The sequence below is a fragment of the Isoptericola hypogeus genome, assembly GCF_039531145.1.
Classification (GTDB): domain Bacteria; phylum Actinomycetota; class Actinomycetes; order Actinomycetales; family Cellulomonadaceae; genus Isoptericola; species Isoptericola hypogeus.
Map to the genome: position 1 here is coordinate 162486 of NZ_BAAAPM010000002.1, position 23168 is coordinate 185653.

The window sequence follows — 23168 nt, forward strand, 5'->3', positions numbered from 1 at the left end:
TTCCCGCCCCCGAGGTGCTGGTAGTCTCGTGCACCGTGCCGACGGCTTCGCTCTGGCGATCGTGTCGGCGCCCGCGCCTGTAGCTCAGTGGATAGAGCGTCTGCCTCCGGAGCAGAAGGTCGGGGGTTCGAATCCCTTCAGGCGCACCAACCGAACGAGGGCGGGTCCGCGACGGCGGACCCGCCCTCGTTCGTCTTGCCAGGCACTCGCTCGCCGGCGCTCCCGCGGAGGACCGACACGGCGCCGCGCGTCAGCGGGCCCCGACCGGCTCGCGGTCGAGCGGCAGCGTGTCGAGGTCGAGGTCCGGGTTGTCGTCCTGGGTCGCGACGAGCTCGACCGCCTCGGCGCGGGTGTCGACGGACGGCATCGCCCCGGGCAGGGGCTGCCCGGCGCTCTCGCGCAGGAAGAAGACGGTGACCGCCCCGACGACGGCGAAGCCCATGAGGTAGTAGGCCGGGGCCAGCGACGACCCGGTGGCCTGCGTCAGCGACTCCACGAGCAGCGGCGTCGTGCCGCCGAACAGCGCCAGCGAGACGTTGTAGGCGAGGCCCATCGAGCGGTAGCGGACCGCCGTCGGGAACATCGCGGGCAGGGTCGCCGCCTGCACGCCGACCATGCACGCGACGGGCAGCGCCAGCAGCACGAGACCCAGCAGCGTGGACCAGACGTGGCCGAGGCCGATCAGCAGGAAGGCCGGCACGGACAGGACGAGCATGGCCCCCGCGCCGATCCACATCAGCGGCTTGCGCCCGACGCGGTCGCTCACCGGGCCGGCGACCAGGATGAGCCCCGCCATCAGCACGAGCACCGGGACGGTCAGGAGCGTGCCGTCGACCGCGTCGTACCCGAGGGTGTCGGTCAGGTAGGTGGGCATGTAGCTGGTGAGGGCGTACGCGGCCGTGTTCGCGACGGCGACCAGGATCATGGCGACCACGAGCAGCTTCCACTGGGACCGGAGCGTCGGGGTGGCCACGGCCGGCTGCAGGGCGGCCCCGCCCTCGCCCTGCTCGGCGGCGGCCTGCTGCGCCTGGAACGCGGGGGTCTCCTCAATCTTCAGGCGGAACCACACGGCGAACGCGCCGATCGGGCCGGCGATGAGGAACGGGATCCGCCAGCCGCCGTCCAGCATCGCCTGCTGGCCGAGGACGAGCTGCAGCACGGTCACCACGACGGCGCCGGCGGCGAACCCGAGGTAGCTGCCGAAGTCAAGGAACGACGCGGCCCAGCCGCGGCGGCGGTCGGGGGCGTGCTCGGCGACGAAGGTCGTGACGCCGGCGTACTCGCCGCCGGTGGAGAACCCCTGGAGGAGCTTGAGCACCACCAGCAGCAGGGGGGCGGCCACGCCGATCGCGCCGTACGTGGGGAGCAGGCCGATCAGGAACGTGGAGGCGGCCATCATCGTCAGGGTGAACGACAGCACCTTCTGCCGCCCGATCCGGTCGCCGATGCGCCCGCAGACGATCCCGCCCAGCGGTCGGGCCACGTACGTGGAGGCGAAGACGCCGAGCGAGAACAGGACCTGGACGCCGGCGGAGGCCGTCGGCAGGAACACCGCGCCCATCGTCACGGCGAGGTAGCCGTAGATGCCGACGTCGTACCACTCCATGAGGTTGCCGACGGCGGTGCCACCGATGGTCTTCTTGAGCATCGCGCCGTCGACGACGGTGATGTCGGCCAGGCGCAGCCGGCGGCGGCGCGTCGGCCGGGCCTGCGGTGCGCTCACGCCGGCCGTGCTCGGACGTCCGGAGGGTGCGGGGCTGGTGACGGCGGTCATGTTTCCTTCCGTGGCGGAGTCCGTGACACCCGTGCGGCGCCCCGTCCCCTCCGCCCGTGAATGGCGGCCGGAGACACCCCGAAGGTGTCCCCGGACCCGAACATGGGCGGCCACGTTACTGACGCTTGACCGAAGTTCAAACTTCAACCGGCCGACGTGGCGTTTTCATGACACGAAGGGCAGCTCGCTCACCTGCGCCGATACCACCGCGAGGGCCGCTCTTCGTGACCTGGGTCACCGCGGTCCGCGGAGGGCGTCCATCCGCCCCGCGGCCCGGCCCGACCGGCTCGCTGGACCGCGCGTCCGCCGGGCGTTACGTTCCTTGAGCAGCCCGGACGACGGGCGGCGACGACGCCCCCACGATGCCCCCACCCGGCCGGAGGACAGCCCCCGCATGATCGACCACACCGTCCGCGTCTACCGCTCCGACGAGCCCCTGGCCCGCGACGAGCAGCTCGCCTGGAAGATCGCGGAGGTCGCGGCCGAGCAGCTCGACCCGACGCCGGAGGTCGCCGACATGGTGATCAACCGCGTCATCGACAACGCCGCCGTCGCCACGGCGTCGCTCGGCCGGGCGCCGATCCTCGCGGCCCGCGCCCAGGCCGAGGCACACCCGGTCTCCCGGCACGGCCGCGGCGCGACGGTCGTCGGCTCGCCCGAGCGCACCAGCCCCGAGTGGGCGGCCTGGGCCAACGGCGTCGCCGTGCGCGAGCTCGACTACCACGACACCTTCCTGGCGGCCGAGTACTCCCACCCGGGTGACAACATCCCGCCGATCCTCGCCGTCGCGCAGCACCTGGGCCGCAGCGGCGCCGAGCTGCTCCGCGGGATCGTCACGGGGTACGAGATCCAGGTGGACCTGGTCAAGGGCATCAGCCTGCACGCGCACAAGATCGACCACGTGGCGCACCTCGGACCGTCCGCGGCCGCCGGCATCGGCACGCTGCTCGGCCTGGGGCCCGCGACCGTCTACCAGGCGGTGGGCCAGGCCCTGCACACCACGACGGCGACGCGGCAGTCCCGCAAGGGCGAGATCTCCACGTGGAAGGCGCACGCCCCCGCGTTCGCGGGGAAGATGGCGGTCGAGGCGGTGGACCGCGCGATGCGCGGGCAGACCTCCCCGAGCCCGATCTACGAGGGCTCCGACGGCGTCATCGCGTGGCTGCTGGACGGCCCGGACGCCCGCTACACGGTGCCTCTGCCGGGACCCGGCGAGGCCCGCCGCGCCATCCTCGACACCTACACCAAGGAGCACTCGGCCGAGTACCAGGCGCAGGCGTGGATCGACCTGGCCCGCCGGCTGGGCCGCGAGCGCCCGGAGCTGCGCGACCCCGCGAACGTGAGCGCCGTCGTGCTGCACACCAGCCACCACACGCACCACGTCATCGGCTCCGGCGCCGGCGACCCGCAGAAGTACGACCCCACGGCGAGCCGCGAGACGCTCGACCACTCGATCCCGTACATCTTCACGGTCGCGCTGCAGGACGGGGCGTGGGACCACGTCGACAGCTACGCCCCCGAGCGGGCCGCGCGCCCGGACACCGTCGAGCTGTGGCGCACCGTCACGACGGCCGAGGACCCGGAGTGGACCCGGCGCTACCACTCGCACGACCCGGCCGAGAAGGCCTTCGGCGGCCGCGTGGAGATCGAGCTCGCGGACGGCTCGCGCGTCGTCGAGGAGATCGCCGTCGCCGACGCCCACCCGCTCGGCGCCCGCCCGTTCGCCCGCGAGCAGTACGTGGCGAAGTTCCGCGCGCTGGCGGCCGGCGTGCTGGCCGACGAGGAGACCGAGCGGTTCCTGGACGTCGCCCAGCGCCTGCCGGAGCTCACGGCCGACGAGCTGGACGGTCTCACCGTCACGCCGCTCACCGACCCCGCGGCCGCCCACCCCGTGGCCCCCGGCATCTTCTGAGGAGCGAGACCGTGCTCTACTCCACGACGACGCCGGCGGCGAAGCGGGCCGCGTTCCGCGAGCGCCTGCGCTCCGGCGAGCTGCTACAGCTCCCGGGCGCGTTCAACCCGCTGGCCGCGCGGCTCATCCAGGACAAGGGGTTCGACGGCGTCTACGTTTCGGGCGCGGTGGTCTCCGCCGACCTGGGGCTGCCCGACGTCGGCCTGACCACGCTGAGCGAGGTCGCGACCCGAGCGGGGCAGATCGCCCGCATGACCGACCTGCCCACCCTCGTGGACGCCGACACGGGCTTCGGCGAGGCGATGAACGTCGCGCGGACGGTCCAGACGCTCGAGGACGCCGGCGTCGCGGGGCTGCACGTCGAGGACCAGGTCAACCCCAAGCGGTGCGGCCATCTCGACGGCAAGCAGGTGGTCGACGACGCCACCGCGCTGCAGCGCGTACGGGCCGCGGCCGCCGCCCGCCGCGACGAGAACCTGCTGATCATGGCCCGCACCGACATCCGCGCCGTCGCCGGCCTCGGCGCCGCGATCGACCGTGCGAAGGCGCTCGTCGACGCCGGGGCCGACGCGGTCTTCCCCGAGGCGATGCGCGACCTGGCCGAGTTCGAGGCCGTCGCGAGCGCCCTCGACGTTCCGGTCCTGGCGAACATGACGGAGTTCGGCAAGAGCGAGCTCTTCACCGCCCGACAGCTCGCCGACGCCGGGGTGGCCCTCGTCATCTACCCCGTCTCCCTGCTCCGGCTCGCGATGGGCGCGGCCGAGCGCGGCCTGGACGCCCTGCGGGCCGAGGGGTCGCTCGCCTCCCAGGTCCCATCCATGCAGACACGGTCGCGCCTGTACGAGCTCGTGGACTACGCGGGGTACGGCGACTTCGACGCGGGGGTGTACGACTTCTCCCTCGACGACCACCACCACGGGGAGCGCCCCGACCGGCACCGCGGATAGCGTGGCGCACGCCGCCGCGAGGCCCGCCCTCGACCGGGCGCCACGGAGCAGCCACCATCGACGCGAAGGAGCACGATGACGATGAACACGTCGCAACCGGACGACGGCGGGCAGGCGGAGGTCCGCAAGGGCCTCGCCGGGGTCGTCGCGGACGTCACGGCGATCTCGAAGGTCGACCCGGAGACGAACTCGCTGCTGTACCGCGGCTACCCGGTCCAGGACCTGGCGGCGACCCAGCCGTTCGAGGCCGTCGCCTGGTTGCTGTGGCACGGCGAGCTGCCCACCGCCGACGAGCTGGCGGGGCTGCGCGCCACCGAGCGCGAGCACCGGGCGCTCGCGGACGACGTGCGCGCCGCGATCGACCTCCTGCCGGTGTCGGCGCACCCGATGGACGAGCTGCGCACCGCGGTGAGCGTCGTCGGCGCGCGGGAGGTCGCCGGGCTCTCCGCGCTCGACGCCGCGGCCGACCCCGAGGAGACGGTCGCGCGTGCCGGGCGGCTCTTCGCCGCGCTCCCCGCCGTCGTCGCCTACGGACAGCGCCGCCGGCGGGGCCTGGACGTGGTGGAGGCCAGGGACGACCTCGACTTCTCCGCCAACCTGCTGTGGATGACGTTCGGCACCGAGCCGGAACCCGTCGTCGTCGACGCCTTCAACCGGTCGATGATCCTGTACGCCGAGCACTCGTTCAACGCCTCGACGTTCACCGCGCGGGTGGTGACGTCGACCCTCGCGGACGTGCACTCCGCCGTCGTCGCGGCGATCGCGGCACTCAAGGGTCCGCTGCACGGCGGAGCCAACGAGGCGGTCATGGAGACCCTCGCCGAGATCGGCGCCGCGGACCGCGTGGCCGCCTGGCTCGACGACGCGCTGGCCCGCAAGCGGAAGATCATGGGCTTCGGTCACCGCGTCTACAAGCACGGCGACTCGCGCGTGCCCACGATGAAGGCCGCCCTCGACACGCTCGTCGAGCACTACGACCGACCCGACCTCGGGGACCTCTACGCCGCGCTGGAGTCCGAGTTCGTGGCGCGCAAGGGGATCTACCCCAACCTCGACTACCCGTCCGGCCCGGCCTACCACCTCATGGGCTTCGACACGGCGACGTTCACGCCGCTCTTCGTCGCCGCCCGCGTCACGGGCTGGACGGCGCACGTCGCCGAGCAGCAGGCGGCGAACTCGCTCATCCGGCCGCTGTCGGAGTACGTGGGCCCCGCACGCCGCGAGGTGCCGCGCAGGCTCTGACGGGGCAGAGGCCCTGACGACCGGGGCGCTCGGTACGCTCGTGACCATGACCGAGGACACCACCGACGCGACGTACGCCGACTTCGAGTTCGAGCGCCGCTTCCTCGTCCGGGAGCTGCCGGACGCGCTGCGGGACGCCCCCGCGCTCATCGTGCAGTCGTACTTCCTGTCCGACGGCGGGTACGCGCTGCGGGTGCGCGTGCAGGCCACGGGCGTCGAGCCGCGCCTGGCGCCCGACAGCGACGCGCGGGAGGTGCTCGAGCTGTACCGCGGGCAGGTCGACTTCGCGGCGGTGACCGTCAAGGGCCCGTCGGTGGGCGGCACCCGGTACGAGGCGGAGCGGCAGCTCGACCCGCTGGTCGGCGTCGAGCTGGTGCGCCGCGGCGGCGCCCAGGTGCTCAAGACCCGGTACGCGGTCTGGCTCGGCGCGGACGGCTGGTCGGTGGACGTGTTCGGCGGGACCAACCATCCGCTCATCGTCGCCGAGTGCGAGCGGTCCGGGCCGGTCACGGACCTGCAGATCCCGGACTTCTGCGTCACGGAGCTGACCGACGACCGGCGGTTCTCCAACGAGTCGCTCGCCGTCGACCCCTACCGCGGCTGGGCGGCGTCGTACGCGCAGGAGCTCAACGCGCAGGGCCCGAAGTTCCGCGACGACTTCGGCGGCAACTCGACGCTCACGACCTGACAGGCCCGGACGCGACCACGGTCCCCAGAGGCACGGCGAACGTCAGTGCCAGTACGAGACCTCTTCGACGCCCGGTCGGTACTCGAAGTGCCAGGGCTCGTAGTTGCCGGACCCGCCACGCTGCGCCCACGGCGGGTTCTCCCAGCCGTAGGCCGCACCGTTCTCCCACAACCAGCCGTAGACCTCGCTGGACGTGTACTCCTCGGAGCAGAGGTCGATCGCCAGGCCCCAGCCGTGCATGGAGGCGCCGGGGACGGCGGCGAGGTAACCGCGGCTCGCTTTGACGGCGTACTGGGAGTCGAGCGTGCGGTAGCTGTCGACGAGGCACAGATCCCGGCCGAAGCGGGCCTTGAAGCCCTCGTTGAGCGCGCTGAGCGCCACGGCGGCGTCCGCGCGGAGCCGCTCCCCCGGCTGCCAGACGTCGCACAACGAGTGGTCGGCGAGGGTGCCGTTGCCACCCTCGATCGGGGCGTCGGCGTCACAGCCCGGCAGCGGGCTGCGTTCGGCGGTGCGGCTGGCGGCCCCCGCCTCCACGCGGACGTCGCGCGGCGCGGCCGCGATCGCGGCCGACGTCCGCGGCGTGTCGACGCCGGCCTTGAGGAGCGCGAGCGTGGACGGGCCGGTCGGCTGGGTGTCGAGCTCGAAGGGCGAGCCGTCGCCGCCCTGAGCACCGTTCGCGAGCGGGACGGCGATCGTCGCGGCCGCCAGCGAGCCCAGCACGGCGACCCTGGTCACCCAGGCGTGCCCCGCGGGCGCAGCGTGGCGCCCCTGGGAGGACGACGATGACGGGGCCCGTTTCCGGGGCTTCTTGCCGGCCTTGGCGAGCTCGGCCTCGCGGATGGCCCGTCGCGAACGGAGCGCGGGTGCGTCACCCTGCGACGTCGCCTCCACAACACCTCCGTGTGCACGACCGCACGGCCCGCCCGGCCGCTGGTCTCCCCGAATCTCGATGCTCGATCTGCGTCCCGACCTGCGACGCGTGCCCCCGCACGCGACCGCACGACCGGTCCGTCACGGAACCATAACGGTGACCGGCGCCACGGCCAAGCCCGGTCCGGCCACGGCCCCCGCCACGCGGCGGCCACCGGTCGTTCACCCACCGGTCATCGGCGTCGCTGCATCGCGTCGCGCACCTCGCCCACGAGCTCCTCGAGGATGTCCTCGAGGAAGACGACCCCCAGCACGCCGCCTGGCCCCTCGACGCGTGCCAGGTGGGCGCCGGAGCGCTGCATGGTCCGCAGCGCGTCCTCGACCTCGTCGTCCGGTCCCACGGACGCGAGCGCCCGAACCCTCCAGCCGGGCACCGGCTCGAACCGGTCGCCGTTCGACGCGTAGAGCACGTCCTTGAGGTGCAGGTAGCCGTCGAACGACGCCTCGCCGTCCTCGGCGCGGACGGGGAAGCGGCTGAACCCCGTGCGGGCGACCAGGTGCTCGACGTCGTCGGGCGTGACGCCCGGAGCGACCGCCACCAGGTCGTCGCGCGGCACCATGACGTCGCCGGCGGTGCGCGAGGAGAACTCGATCGCGCCGGTGAGCAAGCCCTGCTCGTCGCGCAGCACACCTTCCGCCTGGGAGTGCTCGACGATCGACTGCACCTCCTGCGCCGTGTACGCCGAGGCGACCTCGTCCTTCGGCTCGACCCCGGCCAGACGCACCGCGTGGTTCGCCACCCAGTTCAGCGCGGCGATCACCGGGCGGACCGCGCGGGCGACCAGCACGAGCGGCGGCGCGAACCACAGCGCCGCCGTCTCCGGGCCGGCGACGGCGAGGTTCTTCGGCACCATCTCCCCCAGCACGACGTGCAGGTAGACCACGACGGCGAGCGCGAGGACGAGTGCCACCGGGTGCACCAGCGACTCGGGGACGCCGAGCGCCGCGAACGGGCCCTCGAGGAGGTGCGCCAGGGCCGGCTCGGCCACGATGCCGAGGCCGGTGGAGCACACGGTGACGCCGAGCTGGGCGCACGCCAGCATCAGCGAGACGTGCTCCATCGCCCACAGCACGGTCTGCGCGCGCCGCTCCCCCGCCTCGGCGCGCGGCTCCATCGAGGAGCGGCGCGCGGAGATGACGGCGAACTCGGCGCCGACGAAGAACGCGTTGCCGGCGAGCAGGAGCAGACCGACCAGCAGGGCGGTGCCGGTGCTCATCGACGCACCTCCGCGCCGCGCACCCGGACCCGTTCGACCCGTCGCGAGTCCATCGCCTCCACGCGCAGCCGCACCCCGTCCACCTCGACCTCGTCGCCCGCCGCGGGCACCCTGCCGAGCACGGCCATGACCAGGCCGCCCAGCGTCTCGTACGCGGGCGCCTCGGGGACGTCGATCCCCGTGCGCTCCGCCAGCTCGTCCGGCCGCAGCACCCCCGGGACCACCCAGGACCCGTCGGCGCCGCGCACGACGCCCGCGCGCCGCGGGTCGTGCTCGTCCGCGACGTCGCCGACCAGCTCCTCGACGACGTCCTCGAGCGTGACGATGCCCGACGTCCCGCCGTACTCGTCCACCACCACGGCCAGCTGAAGGCCCAGCCCGCGCAGCTCCACCAGCAGCGGGCCGAGCCGGACCGTCTCGGGCACCCGGGGCGCGTCGACCATGAGCGCGGCCGCGGGCACCTCCGCGCGCCGGTCGTGCGGCACGCCGACCGCGCGGCGCAGGTGGACGAGGCCCACCACGTCGTCGCGGTCGTCGCCGATGACGGGGAACCGCGAGTGCCCCGTGCGCCGGGCGAGCGCCACGACGTCCGCGGCCGTGGCGTCGCGCTCGACGACGGACATGCGCAGCCGGTCGGTCATGACGTCGCGCGCCGAGAGCTCGTCGAGCTCCAGGGAGTTCGCCAGGAGCGTCGCGACGGACTGCTCGAGCGTGCCCTCCTGTGCGGAGCGGCGCACCAGCGACACGAGCTCGGACGCCGAGCGGGCCCCGGAGAGCTCCTCGCGCGGCTCGACCCCCACCCGGCGCAGCAGGGCGTTCGCCGACCCGTTGAGCACCGAGATCACCGGGCGGAACAGCGTGGTGAACACCCGCTGGACGGGCACCACGGCGCGCGCGGTGGCATGCGGGGCGGAGAGGGCGAAGTTCTTCGGGATGAGCTCGCCGAAGAGCATGGAGAACGCGTTGACCACGACGAGCGCCAGGACGCCGGCCAGCACGCCCGCCACCCCCTGCCCGAGGGCGGTGGAGGCGAAGGCGGCGGAGAACAGCGACAGGAGCGCCGGCTGTGCCGTGTAGCCCAGCAGGATCGTCGTCACGGTGATGCCGACCTGCGCGGAGCTCAGCTCCGTCGACAGGTGCTTGAGCCCGGCACGCACGGCGCGGTCCCGCCGGTCCGGCGGGCGCCCCGCCCACGGTGCGTGGCCGGGCGACGGACTGTCGCCCTCCTCGTCGTCGGCTCCGACGACGGCGGGATCCAGGGTGACGAGGGAGAACTCGCTCGCGACGAACACGGCCGTCCCGGCCGTGAGCAGGACGCCGAGGGCCACCATGAGCACGTCGCCTAGCACGATCGACCTCGCTGGCCGGGGGACGGGTACGGGCTGGAATGTCGAGGATCGTCCATCGTGCTCCGATGCTAACGGGCAGTCCCGGCCCCGTCGCGAACAGGTCGCGGCCAGGTCGCGGGGACGTCGCGGGGACGTCGCCGGCACGTGGCGGCCAGATGGCCGCGAACAGCGTGTACACAGCGCGTTATCAGCCGGTGCGTGCAAGATGGAGGCCATGACCACCGCGACCCCTCCGAGCGTCCCGGGAGGCGGCCCCGCCGCGGGCGGGACTCCGAGCCCGGGCCCGTCGGGCCAGCCGAACGCCACCGTGCTCGTCGTCGAGGACGAACCCGCGATCGCCGCGGCGATCGCGCAGCGCCTGTCCGCCGAGGGCTGGCGCGTCGAGGTCGCGCGTGACGGCCTCGCCGGCGTCGACGCCGCGGCGCGGCTGCGGCCCGACGCCATCGTCCTCGACGTCATGCTCCCCGGCATCGACGGGCTCGAGGTGACACGCCGGATCCAGGCCGACCACCCCGTCCCGATCCTCATGCTCACGGCGCGCGACGACGAGACGGACATGCTGGTCGGCCTCGGCGTGGGCGCCGACGACTACATGACGAAGCCGTTCTCGATGCGTGAGCTCGTCGCACGCGTGAAGGCGCTGCTGCGGCGGGTCGAGCGAGCCACGCAGGCCGCGGCGACCGTCCCGTCCGACCCGCCCATGGTGATGGGCGACGTGTCCATCGACCGGGCGCAGCGACGCGTGCACCGGAGCGGCGAGGAGGTGCATCTCACCCCCACCGAGTTCGAGCTGCTCGTCATGCTGGCGAGCTCGCCCAAGACGGTCCAGACGCGCGAGAAGCTGCTCGCGGAGGTCTGGGACTGGGCGGACGCGAGCGGCACCCGCACCGTGGACTCGCACATCAAGGCGCTGCGCCGCAAGCTCGGCCCCGACCTCATCCGGACGGTGCACGGCGTGGGGTACGCCTTCGAGCCGCCGGCGGACTGACGTGCCCACCGGCCCGTCGAGCGGCGCCCCGCACCACCACCGGCTCCCCGACGTCCGGCCGCTGGACCCCCTGCGCTCCCTCAAGACCAAGCTGGGCGTCCTCGTCGTCGCGACGGTGACGTTCGCCGTCTTCGTCACCTGGATCGGGTTGCAGAACCAGTTCGGCCCCACCCGGACGCTGCCGCTGGCGATCTTCCTGTCGCTCGTGATCACGCAGATCCTCGCGCGCGGGATGACGTCGCCCTTGCGGGAGATGACCGCGGCGGTGCAGGCGATGGCGGCCGGCGACTACTCCATCCGCGTCCGCGCGACGAGCCGGGACGAGGTCGGGCAGCTCGCGGAGGCCTTCAACGTCATGGCCGCCGACCTGGACGCGTCCGACCGGGTGCGGCGCGAGCTCATCGCGAACGTCTCGCACGAGCTGCGCACCCCGGTGGCCGCGCTGCAGGCCCAGCTCGAGAACATGGTCGACGGCGTCACCGAGCCGACCCCGGCCGCGCTGGAGCTGTCCCTCGAGCAGACCGAGCGGCTCACCCGGCTGGTCACGTACCTGCTCGACCTGTCCCGCGTCGAGGCCGGCGCGTCCGCGCTCGTGCTCGACGAGTTCTCCGTGGGCGACTTCCTCGAGGAGACGGCCCAGGCGATGTCCATGGTCGAGGCCGCCAAGGGGCTGAGCTACGTCGTCGACGTCACGCCCCCCGACCTCGTGCTCGAGGCCGACGTCGAGCGGCTGCGCCAGGTCGTCACCAACCTGCTGCAGAACGCGATCCGGCACTCCCCGCACGCCGGGACGGTGCGGCTCGACGCCTACCCCGTCGACGACGAGGTCGTCATCGAGGTGAGCGACGAGGGTCCCGGGATCGCCCCCGAGGACCGGGACCGCGTCTTCGAGCGCTTCACCCGGGCGACGGGGACGTCCCGGCAGCCCAGCACGACGGGCGGCACGGGCATCGGGCTGGCGATCGTCCGCTGGGCCGTGGACCTGCACGGCGGCCACGTCCAGGTGGCCGACACGAACCGCGGGGCCACCATGCGGGTGACCCTGCCGGCGCAGGCCCGGCCGGCGCCGGGGGTGACGACGGAGTCCGAGACGTGACCCCCGCGCCAGGATGGGATCGCGTGACGTTGGTCACAGTCCGGCCGGAGGGATTCCGGGCGGATGGTGCGCTCATGGCGAGCCTCGACGCATTCCACGGGACGTCCGGGTGTGCCGTTGCCCCCCGCATTACCGGACGCCCGCCCGGGGCCCGCCGGAGCCCCGGAACGGCCCGATCCCGCCAGTCCGGTGCCGCGGCGGGTCGGTGCCGAGGGCATAGGCTTGGAGGCACGCACCGGCACCGCCGGGCGTTTCCGATCGAACAAGTTGCAACGGTGTGAAAGTGGGCGATCCGCGCGTGGTGTCCCCGAAGGACGGGTCAGAGTCGATCAGCGTGGCGAGCGCGTTCGGAGCCAACGAATGGCTTGTCGACGAGCTCTACGAGCAGTACCTCAAGGACAAGAACGCGGTAGACCCCGCGTGGTGGGACTTCTTCGCCGACTACACCCCGGGCGAGGCGCCGGGCGGCGCCACGGACGGCCAGGCCGCACCCGAGCCCGCCGCGAAGCCCGCCCCGGCCCCGGCCGCGAAGCCGGCACCGGCCCCCGCGGAGCCCGCCGCGAGCGCGCCCGCCAGGCCCGCGTCCGGCACCGCGGCGGCCGAGGACGCCCGCCGGGCCTCCTCCGCGCCGGTGCCCGCGGACCCCGAGATCGCGTCGGCCCCGCCCGTGGCGGAGGCGCAGCCGTCCACCGCGCCGTACGCGGAGGTCGCCAAGGCCTCGCCGAAGAGCGCCGAGGACGAGGCCACCGACGACGTGCAGAAGCTCCGCGGCCCCGCGGCGCGCGTCGTGACGAACATGGAGGCGTCGCTCGAGGTCCCCACCGCCACGTCGGTGCGCGCGGTGCCCGCCAAGCTCATGGTGGACAACCGCATCGTCATCAACAACCACCTGGCGCGCGGCCGCGGCGGCAAGATCTCCTTCACCCACCTCATCGGGTTCGCCCTCGTCGAGGCGCTGGCCGACATGCCGGTGATGAACGCGCACTACGAGAGCGTCGACGGCAAGCCGCACGTCGTGCAGCCCGCGCACGTCGGCTTCGGCCTGGCGATCGACCTGGCCAAGCCGGACGGCTCGCGCCAGCTCCTGGTGCCCAGCATCAAGAAGGCCGACGAGCTCGACTTCGCCGGGTTCTGGGCCGCGTACGAGGAGCTCGTGCGCAAGGCCCGCGGCGGCAAGCTCGGCATGGACGACTTCGCGGGCACCACGATCTCGCTGACCAACCCCGGCGGCATCGGCACCGTGCACTCCGTGCCGCGTCTCATGGCCGGCCAGGGCACGATCATCGGCGTCGGCGCCATGGACTACCCGGCCGAGTTCGCGGGGGCCTCCGAGGAGCAGCTCGCCCGCATGGGCATCTCGAAGGTCATGACGATCACGTCGACCTACGACCACCGCATCATCCAGGGCGCACAGTCCGGCGAGTTCCTCAAGATCCTCGCGAGCAAGCTCCTGGGTCTCGACGGCTTCTACGACCGGGTCTTCGCGGCGCTGCGCGTGCCGTACGAGCCGGTGCGCTGGGTGCGCGACAACACGGTGGACGGCGAGGTCGAGGCGGCCAAGCCGGCCCGCATCGCGGAGCTCGTGCACTCCTACCGGTCGCGCGGCCACCTGATGGCGGAGACCGACCCACTCGCCTACCGCCAGCGCAAGCACCCCGACCTGGACATCCAGAACCACGGCCTCACCCTGTGGGACCTCGACCGGGTGTTCCCCACCGGCGGCTTCGGCGGCAAGCCCAAGGACACGCTGCGCGACATCCTCGGCCTGCTGCGCGACTCGTACTGCCGCACCATCGGCGTCGAGTACATGCACATCTCCGACCCGGCCCAGCGGCGCTGGCTGCAGGACCGGCTGGAGCACGGGTACGCCCGCACGCCGCGCGAGGACCAGCTGCGCATCCTGCGCCGCCTCAACTCGGCCGAGGCGTTCGAGACGTTCCTGCAGACCAAGTACGTCGGCCAGAAGCGCTTCTCGCTGGAGGGCGGCGAGTCCGTCATCCCGCTGCTCGACGCCATCCTGGGCCGGGCCGCCGAGAGCGGCCTCGACGAGGTCGGCATCGGCATGGCGCACCGCGGGCGGCTGAACGTGCTCGCGAACATCGCCGGCAAGAGCTACGGGCAGATCTTCAAGGAGTTCGAGGGCCAGCTCGACCCGAAGAGCGTCCAGGGCTCCGGCGACGTCAAGTACCACCTGGGCACCGAGGGCGTCTTCACCGCCGAGTCCGGCGCGACCACCAAGGTCTACCTCGCCGCGAACCCCTCGCACCTCGAGGCCGTCGACCCGGTGCTCGAGGGCATCGTGCGGGCCAAGCAGGACCGCATCGACCTGGGCGGAGACGGCTTCTCCGTGCTGCCGATCCTCCTGCACGGTGACGCGGCCTTCGCGGGCCAGGGCGTCGTGCCCGAGGTGCTCAACCTCGCCCAGCTGCGCGGCTACCGCACCGGCGGCACGATCCACGTGATCATCAACAACCAGGTCGGCTTCACCACCGGCCCGTCGTCGTCGCGCTCGACCACGTACGCGACCGACGTCGCCAAGGGCTACCAGATCCCCGTCTTCCACGTGAACGGCGACGACCCGGAGGCCTGCGTGCGGGTCGCGGAGCTGGCCTTCGCCTACCGCGAGCAGTTCGACCGCGACGTCATCATCGACATGGTCTGCTACCGCCGCCGCGGGCACAACGAGGGCGACGACCCGTCGATGACGCAGCCGCTGATGTACAACCTCATCGAGGCCAAGCAGTCGGTGCGCAAGCTGTACACGAAGAACCTCGTGGCGCGCGGCGACATCACGGTCGAGGAGGCCGAGCAGGCGCTGCAGGACTACCAGCAGCAGCTCGAGCGGGTCTTCACCGAGACCAAGTCCGCCGGCGGCGACGCCCGTCCCGACGGCGACGACGAGATCCTCGGCCTGGAGCGGCCCGAGTCCCAGCGCCCCGGGGCCGGCGACATGGTGGGCTGGCAGACGGCGGTGCCGCACTCGGTGCTCGAGCGCATCGGCGACGTGCAGGTCGCTCCGCCCGAGGGCTTCACGGTGCACCCCAAGCTCGCGCAGATGCTGGAGAAGCGCCAGCTCATGTCGAAGGAGGGTGGCATCGACTGGGGCTTCGGCGAGCTCACCGCCTTCGGTTCGCTGCTCATGGAGGGCACCCCGGTGCGCCTCGCCGGGCAGGACTCGCGCCGCGGCACGTTCGTGCAGCGCCACGCCGTGCTGCACGACCGCAACACCGGGGCCGAGTGGACCCCGCTGCTGTACCTCGCGGGCGACCAGGCGAAGTTCTGGGTGTACGACTCCTCGCTGAGCGAGTACGCGGCCCTCGGCTTCGAGTACGGCTACTCCGTGGAGCGGCCGGACGCGCTCGTGCTGTGGGAGGCCCAGTTCGGCGACTTCGTCAACGGCGCCCAGACCGTCATCGACGAGTTCATCTCGTCGGCCGAGCAGAAGTGGGGACAGAACTCGTCCCTGGTCATGCTGCTCCCGCACGGCTACGAGGGCCAGGGGCCGGACCACTCGTCCGCGCGGATCGAGCGGTTCCTGCAGCTCGCCGCCGAGAACAACATGACGATCGCCCAGCCGTCCACGCCCGCGTCGTACTTCCACCTGCTGCGCAAGCAGGCGTACGACCGCCCGCGCCGCCCGCTGGTCGTCTTCACGCCCAAGCAGCTGCTGCGCCTCAAGGCCGCGGGGTCGAGCGTCGAGGACTTCACGACCGGCACGTTCGAGCCCGTCCTCCCGGACCCGGACGTCGACGCCGCCGCCGTGGACCGCGTCCTGCTGTGCACCGGCCGCCTCTACTACGACCTGCTGGCCGAGCGCCGCAAGCGGCAGGACGAGAAGACCGCGATCGTGCGCCTCGAGCAGCTCTACCCGTTCCCCGAGGAGCAGGTCCGCCGCGAGCTTGCGAAGTACCCCGCAGCCGACGTGCTGTGGGTACAGGACGAGCCGGAGAACCAGGGCGCCTGGTCGTTCCTGCACCTCGCCATGCCGGAGGACCTCCCCCGCGTCGCCGTCGCGTCGCGACCGGCGTCGGCCTCGACCGCCGCCGGCACGGCCAAGCGGCACAAGGAGCAGCAGGAGGTCCTGCTCGCGCAGGCCTTCGACCGCGTCTGACGCGCACACGGCGAGGGCCCCGCAGGTCGGGCCCGTCGAACCCCTTTCGAGGGTCTGACGGGCTCAACCGGCGGGGCCCTCGCCGTCCGGGGTCACCACTTCTCGTGCACGTGCTCCCGGATGGAGTCGTCGTAGATCTCCCGCACGCCGGACGAGAACAGCGGGCCGAGCACCTCGGCGGCGCCGGCGGCGGCGTTGAGGTGGGCCTGCTCAGCCGTCCGCGCGCCGGGGATGACCGTGGAGACGCCCGGCTGCTGCCACACCCAGGCGATCGCGGCCTGGGCGGGCATGAGGTTCTGAGTCAGGGACGTGCGCGTGAGCTCCGCGAACCGGTCCGCCGCGTCGACGCCGGTCTCGAACGGGACGCCGGAGAAGGTCTCGCCGACGTCGAACGACTCGCCCTTCCGGTTGAACTTCCGGTGGTCGTCGTCGGCGAACTCCGTCTCCCGGGTGTACCGGCCGGACAGCAGGCCCGACGCGAGGGGCACGCGGGCGACGACGCCGACGCCCGCCTCGGACGCCGCGGGGAGCACCTTCTCCAGCGGCTTGAGCCGGAACGCGTTGAGGATGATCTGCACGGTGGCGACGCCGGGCCGGGCGATCGCTGTGAGCGCCTCGTCCACCGTCTCGACGGACACGCCGTAGGCCGCCACGGCGCCGTCGGCCACGAGCGTGTCGAGGGCGTCGTAGACCTCGTCGTCGGAGTAGACGGCGGTGGGCGGGCAGTGCAGCTGCACCAGGTCCAGCGTCTCGACGCCGAGGTTGCGGCGCGACCGGTCCGTCCACTCGCGGAAGTTCGCCAGCACGTAGTTCTCGGGCACCTGGTCCATCCGGCGCCCCATCTTCGTGGCGACGGTGATCCCGGCGTCCGGGTGGTCGGCGAGGAACGCGCCCACGGCTTTCTCGCTGCGGCCGTCGCCGTAGACGTCCGCGGTGTCGTAGAACGTCACCCCGGACTCGAGCGAGGCCTCCAGGACGTCCCGGGCCTGGTCGTCGGTGACCGTGCCCCAGTCCGCGCCCAGCTGCCAGGTTCCCAGGCCGACGACCGACACCAGCCGGCCCGTACGGCCGAGCACCTGTTTCTCCATCGTTCCTCCGTTCGTGGCGCACCACGCGTCCCCGCGTGACGCCATGCAGCCCGCGGCGCGCGGGGATGCGCCTGCTGTCAAGGCTGCCCCCACGCTACGTCGCCCGCACCGATCTGGCGTCCCGACTACGGTGTGAGCGTGAACACCGCATATCCCCCCGCCGTCCCCGCCCCGTCGGGCCGGCAGCTCCGCATCGCCTCGGGCGCCCACCGGGCCACGATCACCGAGGTCGGCGCGATGGTCCGCGAGTACTCCGTGGACGGGCACGACGTCTTCGTGCCGTTCGGCGAGGACGAGGCCGCCCCCGTCTTCAACGCCGCCGTCCTGCTGCCCTGGCCGAACCGGCTGCGCGACGGCGCCTACGTCGCCGACGGGACCCGGTACCAGGTCGCGGTGAGCGAGCCCGACCGGGGCACCGCCCTGCACGGGCTGGCCTGCTGGTACCGGTGGGACGTCGTGGCGGTCGCCGACGACGCCGTGACGCTCGAGCTGGCGCTGCCGGCGCAGAAGGGCTGGCCCTTCCAGCTCGTCTCGACCGTGACCTACCGGCTCTCGGACGCCGGGCTGGAGGTCGTGGTGCGCACGCGCAACGTCGGTGCGGGCACCGCGCCCTACGGCGTCGGCTTCCATCCCTGGCTGTCGACGGGCGGCGCGGCCCTCGACGACTGCACGGTGCGCCTCGACGCGCGCGAGCACGTCACCGTCGACGGCCGGCTGCTGCCCACCGGCACCGAGCCGGTCGCCGGGCCGTACGACCTGCGCGAGACCCGCACCCTCGCAGGGCTGGACCTCGACGACGCGTGGATCGGCGCCACCCGCGACGACGACGGCCTGTCCTGGGCCCGGCTCGGCCGCCCCGACGGGCGGACGGCGGCCGTGTGGATGGACGACTCGATGGACTGCTGGCAGGTGTGCTCGGCCGACCACATCTCCGGCCACGAGCGGTTCGGGCTCGCGGCCGAGCCGATGAGCTGCGTCGCCGACGCCTTCAACACCGGCGACGACCTGGTCCGGCTCGCGCCCGGAGAGGAGCACACCGTCCGGTGGGGCGCGACACTGCTGTGACCGGCCCGGCGTGGGAGCCCCGGGCCCCGCGCCCGGGTGCCCCACAATGGCCGCGCACCGGCGATCAGGGACCAGCCGGTGAACAGCCCCAGGAACCCCGAGGAACAGGACGGTGAGGGATCGGTGACCGAGCCGGAGGTGCGCATCTGCGTCGTCGGTGACGAGCTCAGCGTGGGGGTCGGCGACGCCCGCGCGCTCGGCTGGACGGGGCGCGTCCTGGCACGCTCCCGGTTCACGCGCCCGGCGATGTCGTTCACGCTCGCCGTCCCCGGGGAGACGACGTCGGGCCTCGGCGCCCGCTGGAAGGCGGAGGCGGAGTCCAGATTCGGTCCCGAGGCCACGTGCGACAACCGGCTGGTCGTGGCGCTCGGGCGGCACGACCTGGGTTCGGGCCTCTCGCTGGCGCGGTCGCGTCTCAACCTGGCGAACATCCTGGACCAGGCCGAGACGAGCCGGGTCGCGTCGTTCGTCGTCGGCCCGCCGCCCGGCCGCGAGGAGGACGGCGAACGCATCGCCGAGCTATCGGCCGCCTTCGCCGACGTCGCGGCGCGACGCCGCGTGCCGTACGTCGACACGTACACGCCGCTCGCGCAGCACGAGCAGTGGCTGGCCGACCTCGCGACCAACGGGAGCACCTACCCCGGGCAGGCCGGGTACGGGCTCATCGCCTGGCTGGTGCTGCACACGGGCTGGCACGCCTGGCTGGGGCTGCCCGTCGACGAGTGACCGTTGCCCGGGCCGGGTCCCCGGACCGGACCGGAGCCGTCATCCGGCCCGGACGCCGGCGCGCTCGGCCAGGCCGCGGACGTACGCGGCCTGGCCGACGTGCTGCAGGTCGTCCGCGACGACGCTCACGAGCCGCACCGCGAGCGTGACCGGCGGGTCCCAGCGCGTGTCGACGACCCGGTCCAGGTCCTGACCGGTGAGCGTCGCCACGTACGCCGCGGTGGCCGCGTGCACGTCGTCCAGGTAGCCGCGCAGCAGGCCCCCGTCCGGCCGCACCGCGGCGACCTCGTCCGGCGAGTGCCCGTAGCCCGTGTCGGACCGGCCCAGCGGGAGCCCGAACCGCTCGGCCCACCCGCCGGCCGTCCAGCGCTGCTCGGCTCCGGCGACGTCGGCGACATGGTCGTCCTGCACCCGCGTCAGGTGCCAGACGAGCCACGCGACGGTGTTGGAGTCCGGGTCGGGCCGGTATCCGAGCAGCTCGGGCGTGGCGCCGTCGAGCACGCGGTGGGCCTCCTCGGCCACCCGACCGAAAGCGTCGGTGAGCAGGGCGACGTGCGGTGCGGACATGGTGGCGACTCCTCGGTTGTCGGTGGGTGTGCCGCTCGGCGTGGTCAGCGCCGGTCGACGGTCACGTGCGCGCTGGTCACGGTGGCGGACAGGTAGGCGGCGGAGCGCCCCTCGGCCGGCTGCTCCGCGTGGTCGACGACGAGCGTGGCGCCGCTGCTCGGCAGCACGGACCCGTCGAGCACGACCTGCCCGGAGGCCCCGCGCACCTTCACGTTCACGGGGGTGCCGGGCAGGAGCCGGAGGTCGAGGGCGCCCGAGACCGTCTTCGCGGTGATCATCGGGCTGGTCGTGGGCGCCACCGTGGCCGCGCCGGAGACCGACGTGAGCGAGACGCGGCCCAGCGCGCCGTCGAGCGCCAGGCGCCCGGAGACGACCGACGCGCTGGCGTCGCCCGTGTGGTCGGTCACCGCGACCTCCCCGGAGACCGTCCTGACCGACATCGGGCCGGTCGTGCCGGCGGTGCGGATCGTGCCGGTCACCGTGCGCACCGCGACCTTCCGCCCGCCGGAGACCTCCACGTCGGCGTCGACCGTGCCGACGTCGACGGCGGCGTCCGGCGGGACGACGAGCCGCACCACGGCCCGCTCGCTGCGGCGGGGGCTCTTCACCCTGGCCACGACCGAGTCGAACCACGAGCTCTCGTACCCGACGCGCAGCCGGTCGCCGTCGCGGACCACCTGCAGCGGCTTGTCGGACACCTCGAGGACGTCGATCCTCGTGACCGTCGCGGCGGCGTCGGCGACCACCTCCGCGCGGCCGCCCTGGAGGCGCACGTCCACCCCCGTGACACCCTCGACCTCGATCGTCTGCGGGGCGGCGACCGCCCAGGTCTCCGTGCTCATGCGGCTCCTCGTGCTGGCTGTGACGTGCTGGCTGTGACGTTCCCTTCGAAGCCACCCTGCCAGACGTCGGCGACACCCGGGATCGGGGAGAACCCGGATCCCGGCCCCGATCCTGGCCGGGATTCCGAGGGCGGGGTCCCCGTGTGGGATCATGGGTCCGACCCCTCGTCCACAGTTTGAGGAGACCACCATGAGCAAGCGCGGTCGCAAGCGCCGTAGCCGCAAGGGCAACGGCGCGAACCACGGCAAGCGTCCCAACGCCTGAGGCACGCTGCACACGAAAGGGCCGGACCCCGTGGGGTCCGGCCCTTCGTCGTTCCCGGGCGTCGTTCGCGGTCAGGCGCCGAACGACATCACGGTGAGCTGCTCGTGGATGCGCACCCGCAGCGTCTCCGGCGCGCGCTCGGCGCACGAGCGCTTCACGAGCCGCTTGACGAGCTCCTCCACGCTCAGCTCGGCGAGGCACGGCGAGCAGTGCGCCACGTGGGCGCGCATGCGCTGCTCGTCGTCGGCCGTCATCTCCGAGTCGAGGAACTCGTAGAGGTGGACGAGCGCGTGCTCGCACTCGCTCTCCCCCTCGGCCGGCTCGTGCGGGATCGGGGTGATCGGATCGGTCATGACGTTCCTCCACGGGCAGCGACCAGCCCACGCTTCGCGGCGTAGTCGGCGAGCAGCTCGCGCAGCTGCCGGCGGCCACGATGCAGCCGGGACATCACCGTCCCGATCGGCGTACCCATGATCTCGGCGATCTCCTTGTAGGGGAAGCCCTCGACGTCGGCGTAGTACACGACCATGCGCCGGTCCTCGGGGAGCTCCTGCAACGCGCGCTTGACGTCGGAGTCGGGCAACCGGTCCAGCGCCTCCGCCTCGGCGGAGCGCAGGCCCTGCGACGTGTGCGACGCCGCCCGGGCGATCTGCCAGTCCTCGATCTCCTCGGCCTGGGACTGCTTGGGCTCGCGCTGCTTCTTGCGGTAGCTGTTGATGAACGTGTTGGTGAGGATCCGGTACAGCCAGGCCTTGAGGTTCGTGCCGGGCTTGTACTGGTGGAACGCGGCGAACGCCTTGGCGAACGTCTCCTGGACCAGGTCCTCGGCGTCGGCGGGGTTGCGCGTCATCCGCAGGGCCGCCGAGTAGAGCTGGTCGAGGTACTGGAGCGCGTCCCGCTCGAAGCGGGCGGCGCGCGCGGTCGAGGACTCCTCCTCCGGCGCGCGCTCGGTGTCCTCGGGGATCTCCACGACCCCCGGGGTGTCGTCGTGCTCCGTGTTCCCGCGCGGCCCGTCCGGGGCCGTCGCGCCCGTCGGGTCCAGGTTCTGGGTCATCACCGTCGAGCCTAGTCGAGCCACCGAGGCTGGTCCTCCGATCCACGAGGGGTGCGGTCCTGCGGCGCCCTGGTGCGGGTCGCCGGGTCGTGTGCCGTCACCGGGGACGGCGAACAACCGCACGTGCTCGGCGGGGTCGTGTCCGACGGCGGTCGGCGCGATGGGTGAGAGGGCTGCCACGTCGTGGTGCAACCTACGGGGGGCCCGCGGCATTCCCGCCGGGTCCCTGCACCATCCTGCGGATCTCCGAGGGATGACAACGATCCGTCGCCTCGCCCGCCGACCTGGACGGGCTCGAGGCGGCCCTCGACCTGACTCAGGACGCGACGTCGTCGGCGCAGGCGAACCGGCGCCGGTACGCCAGGGGGCTGGTGCCGAGGTGGCGGGCGAAGTGGTGCCGCAGCACCGCGGCCGTGCCGAACCCGACGAGACGTGCGACCTCGTCCACGGAGGCGTCGGTGGTCTCCAGCAGCTCCTGCGCCCGCGCCACGCGCTGGCGGGCGAGCCAGGCCGCCGGCGTCGTGCCGGTCTCCTGCCGGAACCGGCGGGCGAACGTGCGCTCGGACATCGCCGCCCGTCGCGCCAGCAGAGGCACGCTGTGCTCGGCGCCCAGGTGCTCCCGCATCCAGGCGAGCAGGCCGGCGAGCGACTCGCCCTCGCGCGGCAGCGGGTCGACGACGAACTGCGCCTGCCCGCCCTCCCGCTGGGGCGGTACCACCATGCGACGGGCCACCTGGCGCGCGGCGTCCGCGCCGAGCTCGGTGCGGACCAGGTGCAGCGCGGCGTCGATGCCCGCCCCCGTGCCCGCGCTGGTGAGGATCCGACCGTCCTCCGCGAACAGCACCCCGGCGTCCACGTCCGCCGTCGGGACGAGCGCGGCGAGGCGGTCGGTGTACATCCAATGGGTGGTGCAGCGGCGGCCGTCGAGCAGGCCCGCGTGAGCGAGCGCGAACGCGCCGGAGCAGATCGCGAACAGCCAGGCGCCGCGCTCGTGCGCACGGCGCAGCGCGTCAAGCATCGGGGCCGGCGCGGCGTCGTCGTCCTCCTCGATCCCGTACGCGACCACCAGGACGACGTCCGCGTCCTCGGTGGCCTCGAGCCCCGCGTCGACGACCACCGGGAAGCCCCCCTTGGTCATCACGGGCCCCGGCACGGGGGTGCACAGCGTGAAGTCGAACGACGGGCCGCCGGTGTCGCGGCGGTCGATGCCGAACACCTCGTACGCGACGCCGAGCTCGAACGGAGCGACACCCGGGACCACCACGGCGGCGACCTTCTGGATCATGACCCCAGCCTCCCACGCCTTC

General features: G+C 73.2%; 20 protein-coding genes and 1 tRNA gene. 11 read left to right on the forward strand and 10 right to left on the reverse strand.

Annotation, left to right across the window (positions count from 1 at the left end; genetic code table 11):
• The first annotated feature begins 73 nt into the window (after positions 1-73).
• Positions 74-149: transfer RNA gene (locus ABD254_RS01210), tRNA-Arg, on the forward strand.
• A 101-nt stretch (positions 150-250) separates the two neighbouring features.
• Here the strand turns inward: ABD254_RS01210 and ABD254_RS01215 are convergent.
• The gene (locus ABD254_RS01215) at positions 251-1774 is read right to left on the reverse strand and encodes an MFS transporter (protein ID WP_425553604.1); all 1524 of its coding nucleotides are present in this window, start codon (positions 1772-1774) and stop codon (positions 251-253) included.
• A 394-nt stretch (positions 1775-2168) separates the two neighbouring features.
• On the opposite strand from ABD254_RS01215, the gene ABD254_RS01220 reads away from it, so the two are divergent.
• The 4 genes from ABD254_RS01220 to ABD254_RS01235 all read left to right on the forward strand — a co-directional run bounded on the left by ABD254_RS01220 (position 2169) and on the right by ABD254_RS01235 (position 6563).
• On the forward strand, positions 2169-3686 hold the full coding sequence (locus tag ABD254_RS01220; RefSeq protein ID WP_344244825.1) for an MmgE/PrpD family protein: 1518 nt from the start codon (positions 2169-2171) through the stop codon (positions 3684-3686).
• An 11-nt stretch (positions 3687-3697) separates the two neighbouring features.
• Positions 3698-4633, forward strand: coding sequence for a methylisocitrate lyase (gene prpB / locus ABD254_RS01225; RefSeq protein WP_344244827.1), 936 nt, complete (start codon positions 3698-3700; stop codon positions 4631-4633).
• Between the two features lie 75 nt (positions 4634-4708).
• Positions 4709-5875, forward strand: coding sequence for a bifunctional 2-methylcitrate synthase/citrate synthase (locus ABD254_RS01230; RefSeq protein WP_344244829.1), 1167 nt, complete (start codon positions 4709-4711; stop codon positions 5873-5875).
• Positions 5876-5921: 46 nt separating this feature from the next.
• A complete protein-coding gene (locus tag ABD254_RS01235) occupies positions 5922-6563 on the forward strand; it encodes a CYTH domain-containing protein (RefSeq protein WP_344244831.1) in 642 nt (213 codons plus the stop codon).
• A 42-nt stretch (positions 6564-6605) separates the two neighbouring features.
• Here the strand turns inward: ABD254_RS01235 and ABD254_RS01240 are convergent, their stop codons facing one another.
• The 3 genes from ABD254_RS01240 to ABD254_RS01250 all read right to left on the reverse strand — a co-directional run bounded on the left by ABD254_RS01240 (position 6606) and on the right by ABD254_RS01250 (position 10059).
• Positions 6606-7298, reverse strand: a complete 693-nt coding sequence (locus tag ABD254_RS01240; RefSeq protein WP_344244833.1) for a M15 family metallopeptidase — start codon at positions 7296-7298, stop codon at positions 6606-6608.
• A 368-nt stretch (positions 7299-7666) separates the two neighbouring features.
• Positions 7667-8710 (reverse strand): hemolysin family protein, encoded by a 1044-nt coding sequence (locus ABD254_RS01245; protein ID WP_344244835.1) that lies wholly within the window; start codon positions 8708-8710, stop codon positions 7667-7669.
• The gene (locus tag ABD254_RS01250) at positions 8707-10059 is read right to left on the reverse strand and encodes a hemolysin family protein (protein ID WP_344244837.1); all 1353 of its coding nucleotides are present in this window, start codon (positions 10057-10059) and stop codon (positions 8707-8709) included. The genes ABD254_RS01245 and ABD254_RS01250 overlap by 4 nt, the downstream gene beginning before the upstream one ends.
• A gap of 214 nt (positions 10060-10273) precedes the next feature.
• Here ABD254_RS01250 and ABD254_RS01255 point away from each other — a divergent pair, with 214 nt between their 5' ends.
• The 3 genes from ABD254_RS01255 (at position 10274) to ABD254_RS01265 (ending at position 16254) form a co-directional block, all read left to right on the forward strand.
• Complete coding sequence (locus tag ABD254_RS01255) at positions 10274-11047, forward strand: response regulator transcription factor (protein WP_344244839.1); 774 nt, start codon at positions 10274-10276, stop codon at positions 11045-11047.
• 1 nt (position 11048) lies between these two features.
• The gene (locus ABD254_RS01260) at positions 11049-12143 is read left to right on the forward strand and encodes a sensor histidine kinase (protein WP_344244841.1); all 1095 of its coding nucleotides are present in this window, start codon (positions 11049-11051) and stop codon (positions 12141-12143) included.
• A 334-nt stretch (positions 12144-12477) separates the two neighbouring features.
• Positions 12478-16254: a multifunctional oxoglutarate decarboxylase/oxoglutarate dehydrogenase thiamine pyrophosphate-binding subunit/dihydrolipoyllysine-residue succinyltransferase subunit gene (locus ABD254_RS01265; protein ID WP_344244843.1), complete on the forward strand. Its 3777-nt coding sequence runs from the start codon at positions 12478-12480 to the stop codon at positions 16252-16254.
• A gap of 92 nt (positions 16255-16346) precedes the next feature.
• On the opposite strand, the gene ABD254_RS01270 is transcribed toward ABD254_RS01265, so the two are convergent.
• On the reverse strand, positions 16347-17342 hold the full coding sequence (locus ABD254_RS01270; RefSeq protein WP_344244845.1) for an aldo/keto reductase: 996 nt from the start codon (positions 17340-17342) through the stop codon (positions 16347-16349).
• 138 nt (positions 17343-17480) lie between these two features.
• Between ABD254_RS01270 and ABD254_RS01275 the strand changes: the two genes are divergently transcribed.
• Both ABD254_RS01275 and ABD254_RS01280 read left to right on the forward strand, forming a co-directional pair.
• Entirely contained in the window at positions 17481-18407 is a 927-nt protein-coding gene (locus tag ABD254_RS01275) for an aldose 1-epimerase family protein (protein WP_344244847.1), read from the forward strand.
• Between the two features lie 123 nt (positions 18408-18530).
• Positions 18531-19133, forward strand: a complete 603-nt coding sequence (locus ABD254_RS01280; RefSeq protein ID WP_344244849.1) for a GDSL-type esterase/lipase family protein — start codon at positions 18531-18533, stop codon at positions 19131-19133.
• Between the two features lie 39 nt (positions 19134-19172).
• On the opposite strand, the gene ABD254_RS01285 is transcribed toward ABD254_RS01280, so the two are convergent.
• Together ABD254_RS01285 and ABD254_RS01290 are read right to left on the reverse strand one after the other, a co-directional pair.
• Entirely contained in the window at positions 19173-19700 is a 528-nt protein-coding gene (locus ABD254_RS01285; RefSeq protein ID WP_344244851.1) for a mycothiol transferase, read from the reverse strand.
• A 44-nt stretch (positions 19701-19744) separates the two neighbouring features.
• The gene (locus ABD254_RS01290) at positions 19745-20542 is read right to left on the reverse strand and encodes a DUF4097 family beta strand repeat-containing protein (protein WP_344244853.1); all 798 of its coding nucleotides are present in this window, start codon (positions 20540-20542) and stop codon (positions 19745-19747) included.
• A gap of 190 nt (positions 20543-20732) precedes the next feature.
• On the opposite strand from ABD254_RS01290, the gene ABD254_RS21415 reads away from it, so the two are divergent.
• Positions 20733-20807 carry a 50S ribosomal protein bL37 gene (locus ABD254_RS21415; RefSeq protein ID WP_375791718.1) on the forward strand — a complete coding sequence of 25 codons (75 nt, stop codon included), beginning with the start codon at positions 20733-20735 and terminating at the stop codon, positions 20805-20807.
• A 71-nt stretch (positions 20808-20878) separates the two neighbouring features.
• Here the strand turns inward: ABD254_RS21415 and rsrA are convergent, their stop codons facing one another.
• The 3 genes from rsrA to ABD254_RS01305 all read right to left on the reverse strand — a co-directional run bounded on the left by rsrA (position 20879) and on the right by ABD254_RS01305 (position 23146).
• Entirely contained in the window at positions 20879-21160 is a 282-nt protein-coding gene (gene rsrA / locus ABD254_RS01295) for a mycothiol system anti-sigma-R factor (protein ID WP_344244855.1), read from the reverse strand.
• Entirely contained in the window at positions 21157-22074 is a 918-nt protein-coding gene (locus tag ABD254_RS01300; protein WP_344244857.1) for a sigma-70 family RNA polymerase sigma factor, read from the reverse strand. Before ABD254_RS01300 ends, rsrA begins: the two co-directional genes overlap by 4 nt.
• A gap of 103 nt (positions 22075-22177) precedes the next feature.
• Positions 22178-23146: a helix-turn-helix domain-containing protein gene (locus ABD254_RS01305; protein ID WP_344244859.1), complete on the reverse strand. Its 969-nt coding sequence runs from the start codon at positions 23144-23146 to the stop codon at positions 22178-22180.
• Positions 23147-23168: the final 22 nt, after the last annotated feature.

What these genes read in the sequence shown, in the direction of transcription:
- ABD254_RS01290 (WP_344244853.1), bottom strand. Translation starts at nt 20,542, where the DNA reads ATGAGCACGGAGACCTGGGCGGTCGCCGCCCCGCAGACGATCGAGGTC.
- ABD254_RS01215 (WP_425553604.1), bottom strand. Translation starts at nt 1,774, where the DNA reads ATGACCGCCGTCACCAGCCCCGCACCCTCCGGACGTCCGAGCACGGCC.
- ABD254_RS01245 (WP_344244835.1), bottom strand. Translation starts at nt 8,710, where the DNA reads ATGAGCACCGGCACCGCCCTGCTGGTCGGTCTGCTCCTGCTCGCCGGC.
- ABD254_RS01270 (WP_344244845.1), bottom strand. Translation starts at nt 17,342, where the DNA reads ATGGAGAAACAGGTGCTCGGCCGTACGGGCCGGCTGGTGTCGGTCGTC.
- ABD254_RS01305 (WP_344244859.1), bottom strand. Translation starts at nt 23,146, where the DNA reads ATGATCCAGAAGGTCGCCGCCGTGGTGGTCCCGGGTGTCGCTCCGTTC.
- ABD254_RS01285 (WP_344244851.1), bottom strand. Translation starts at nt 19,700, where the DNA reads ATGTCCGCACCGCACGTCGCCCTGCTCACCGACGCTTTCGGTCGGGTG.
- ABD254_RS01235 (WP_344244831.1), top strand. Translation starts at nt 5,922, where the DNA reads ATGACCGAGGACACCACCGACGCGACGTACGCCGACTTCGAGTTCGAG.
- ABD254_RS01255 (WP_344244839.1), top strand. Translation starts at nt 10,274, where the DNA reads ATGACCACCGCGACCCCTCCGAGCGTCCCGGGAGGCGGCCCCGCCGCG.
- ABD254_RS01230 (WP_344244829.1), top strand. Translation starts at nt 4,709, where the DNA reads ATGACGATGAACACGTCGCAACCGGACGACGGCGGGCAGGCGGAGGTC.
- ABD254_RS01300 (WP_344244857.1), bottom strand. Translation starts at nt 22,074, where the DNA reads ATGCCGCGGGCCCCCCGTAGGTTGCACCACGACGTGGCAGCCCTCTCA.
- rsrA (WP_344244855.1), bottom strand. Translation starts at nt 21,160, where the DNA reads ATGACCGATCCGATCACCCCGATCCCGCACGAGCCGGCCGAGGGGGAG.
- ABD254_RS01220 (WP_344244825.1), top strand. Translation starts at nt 2,169, where the DNA reads ATGATCGACCACACCGTCCGCGTCTACCGCTCCGACGAGCCCCTGGCC.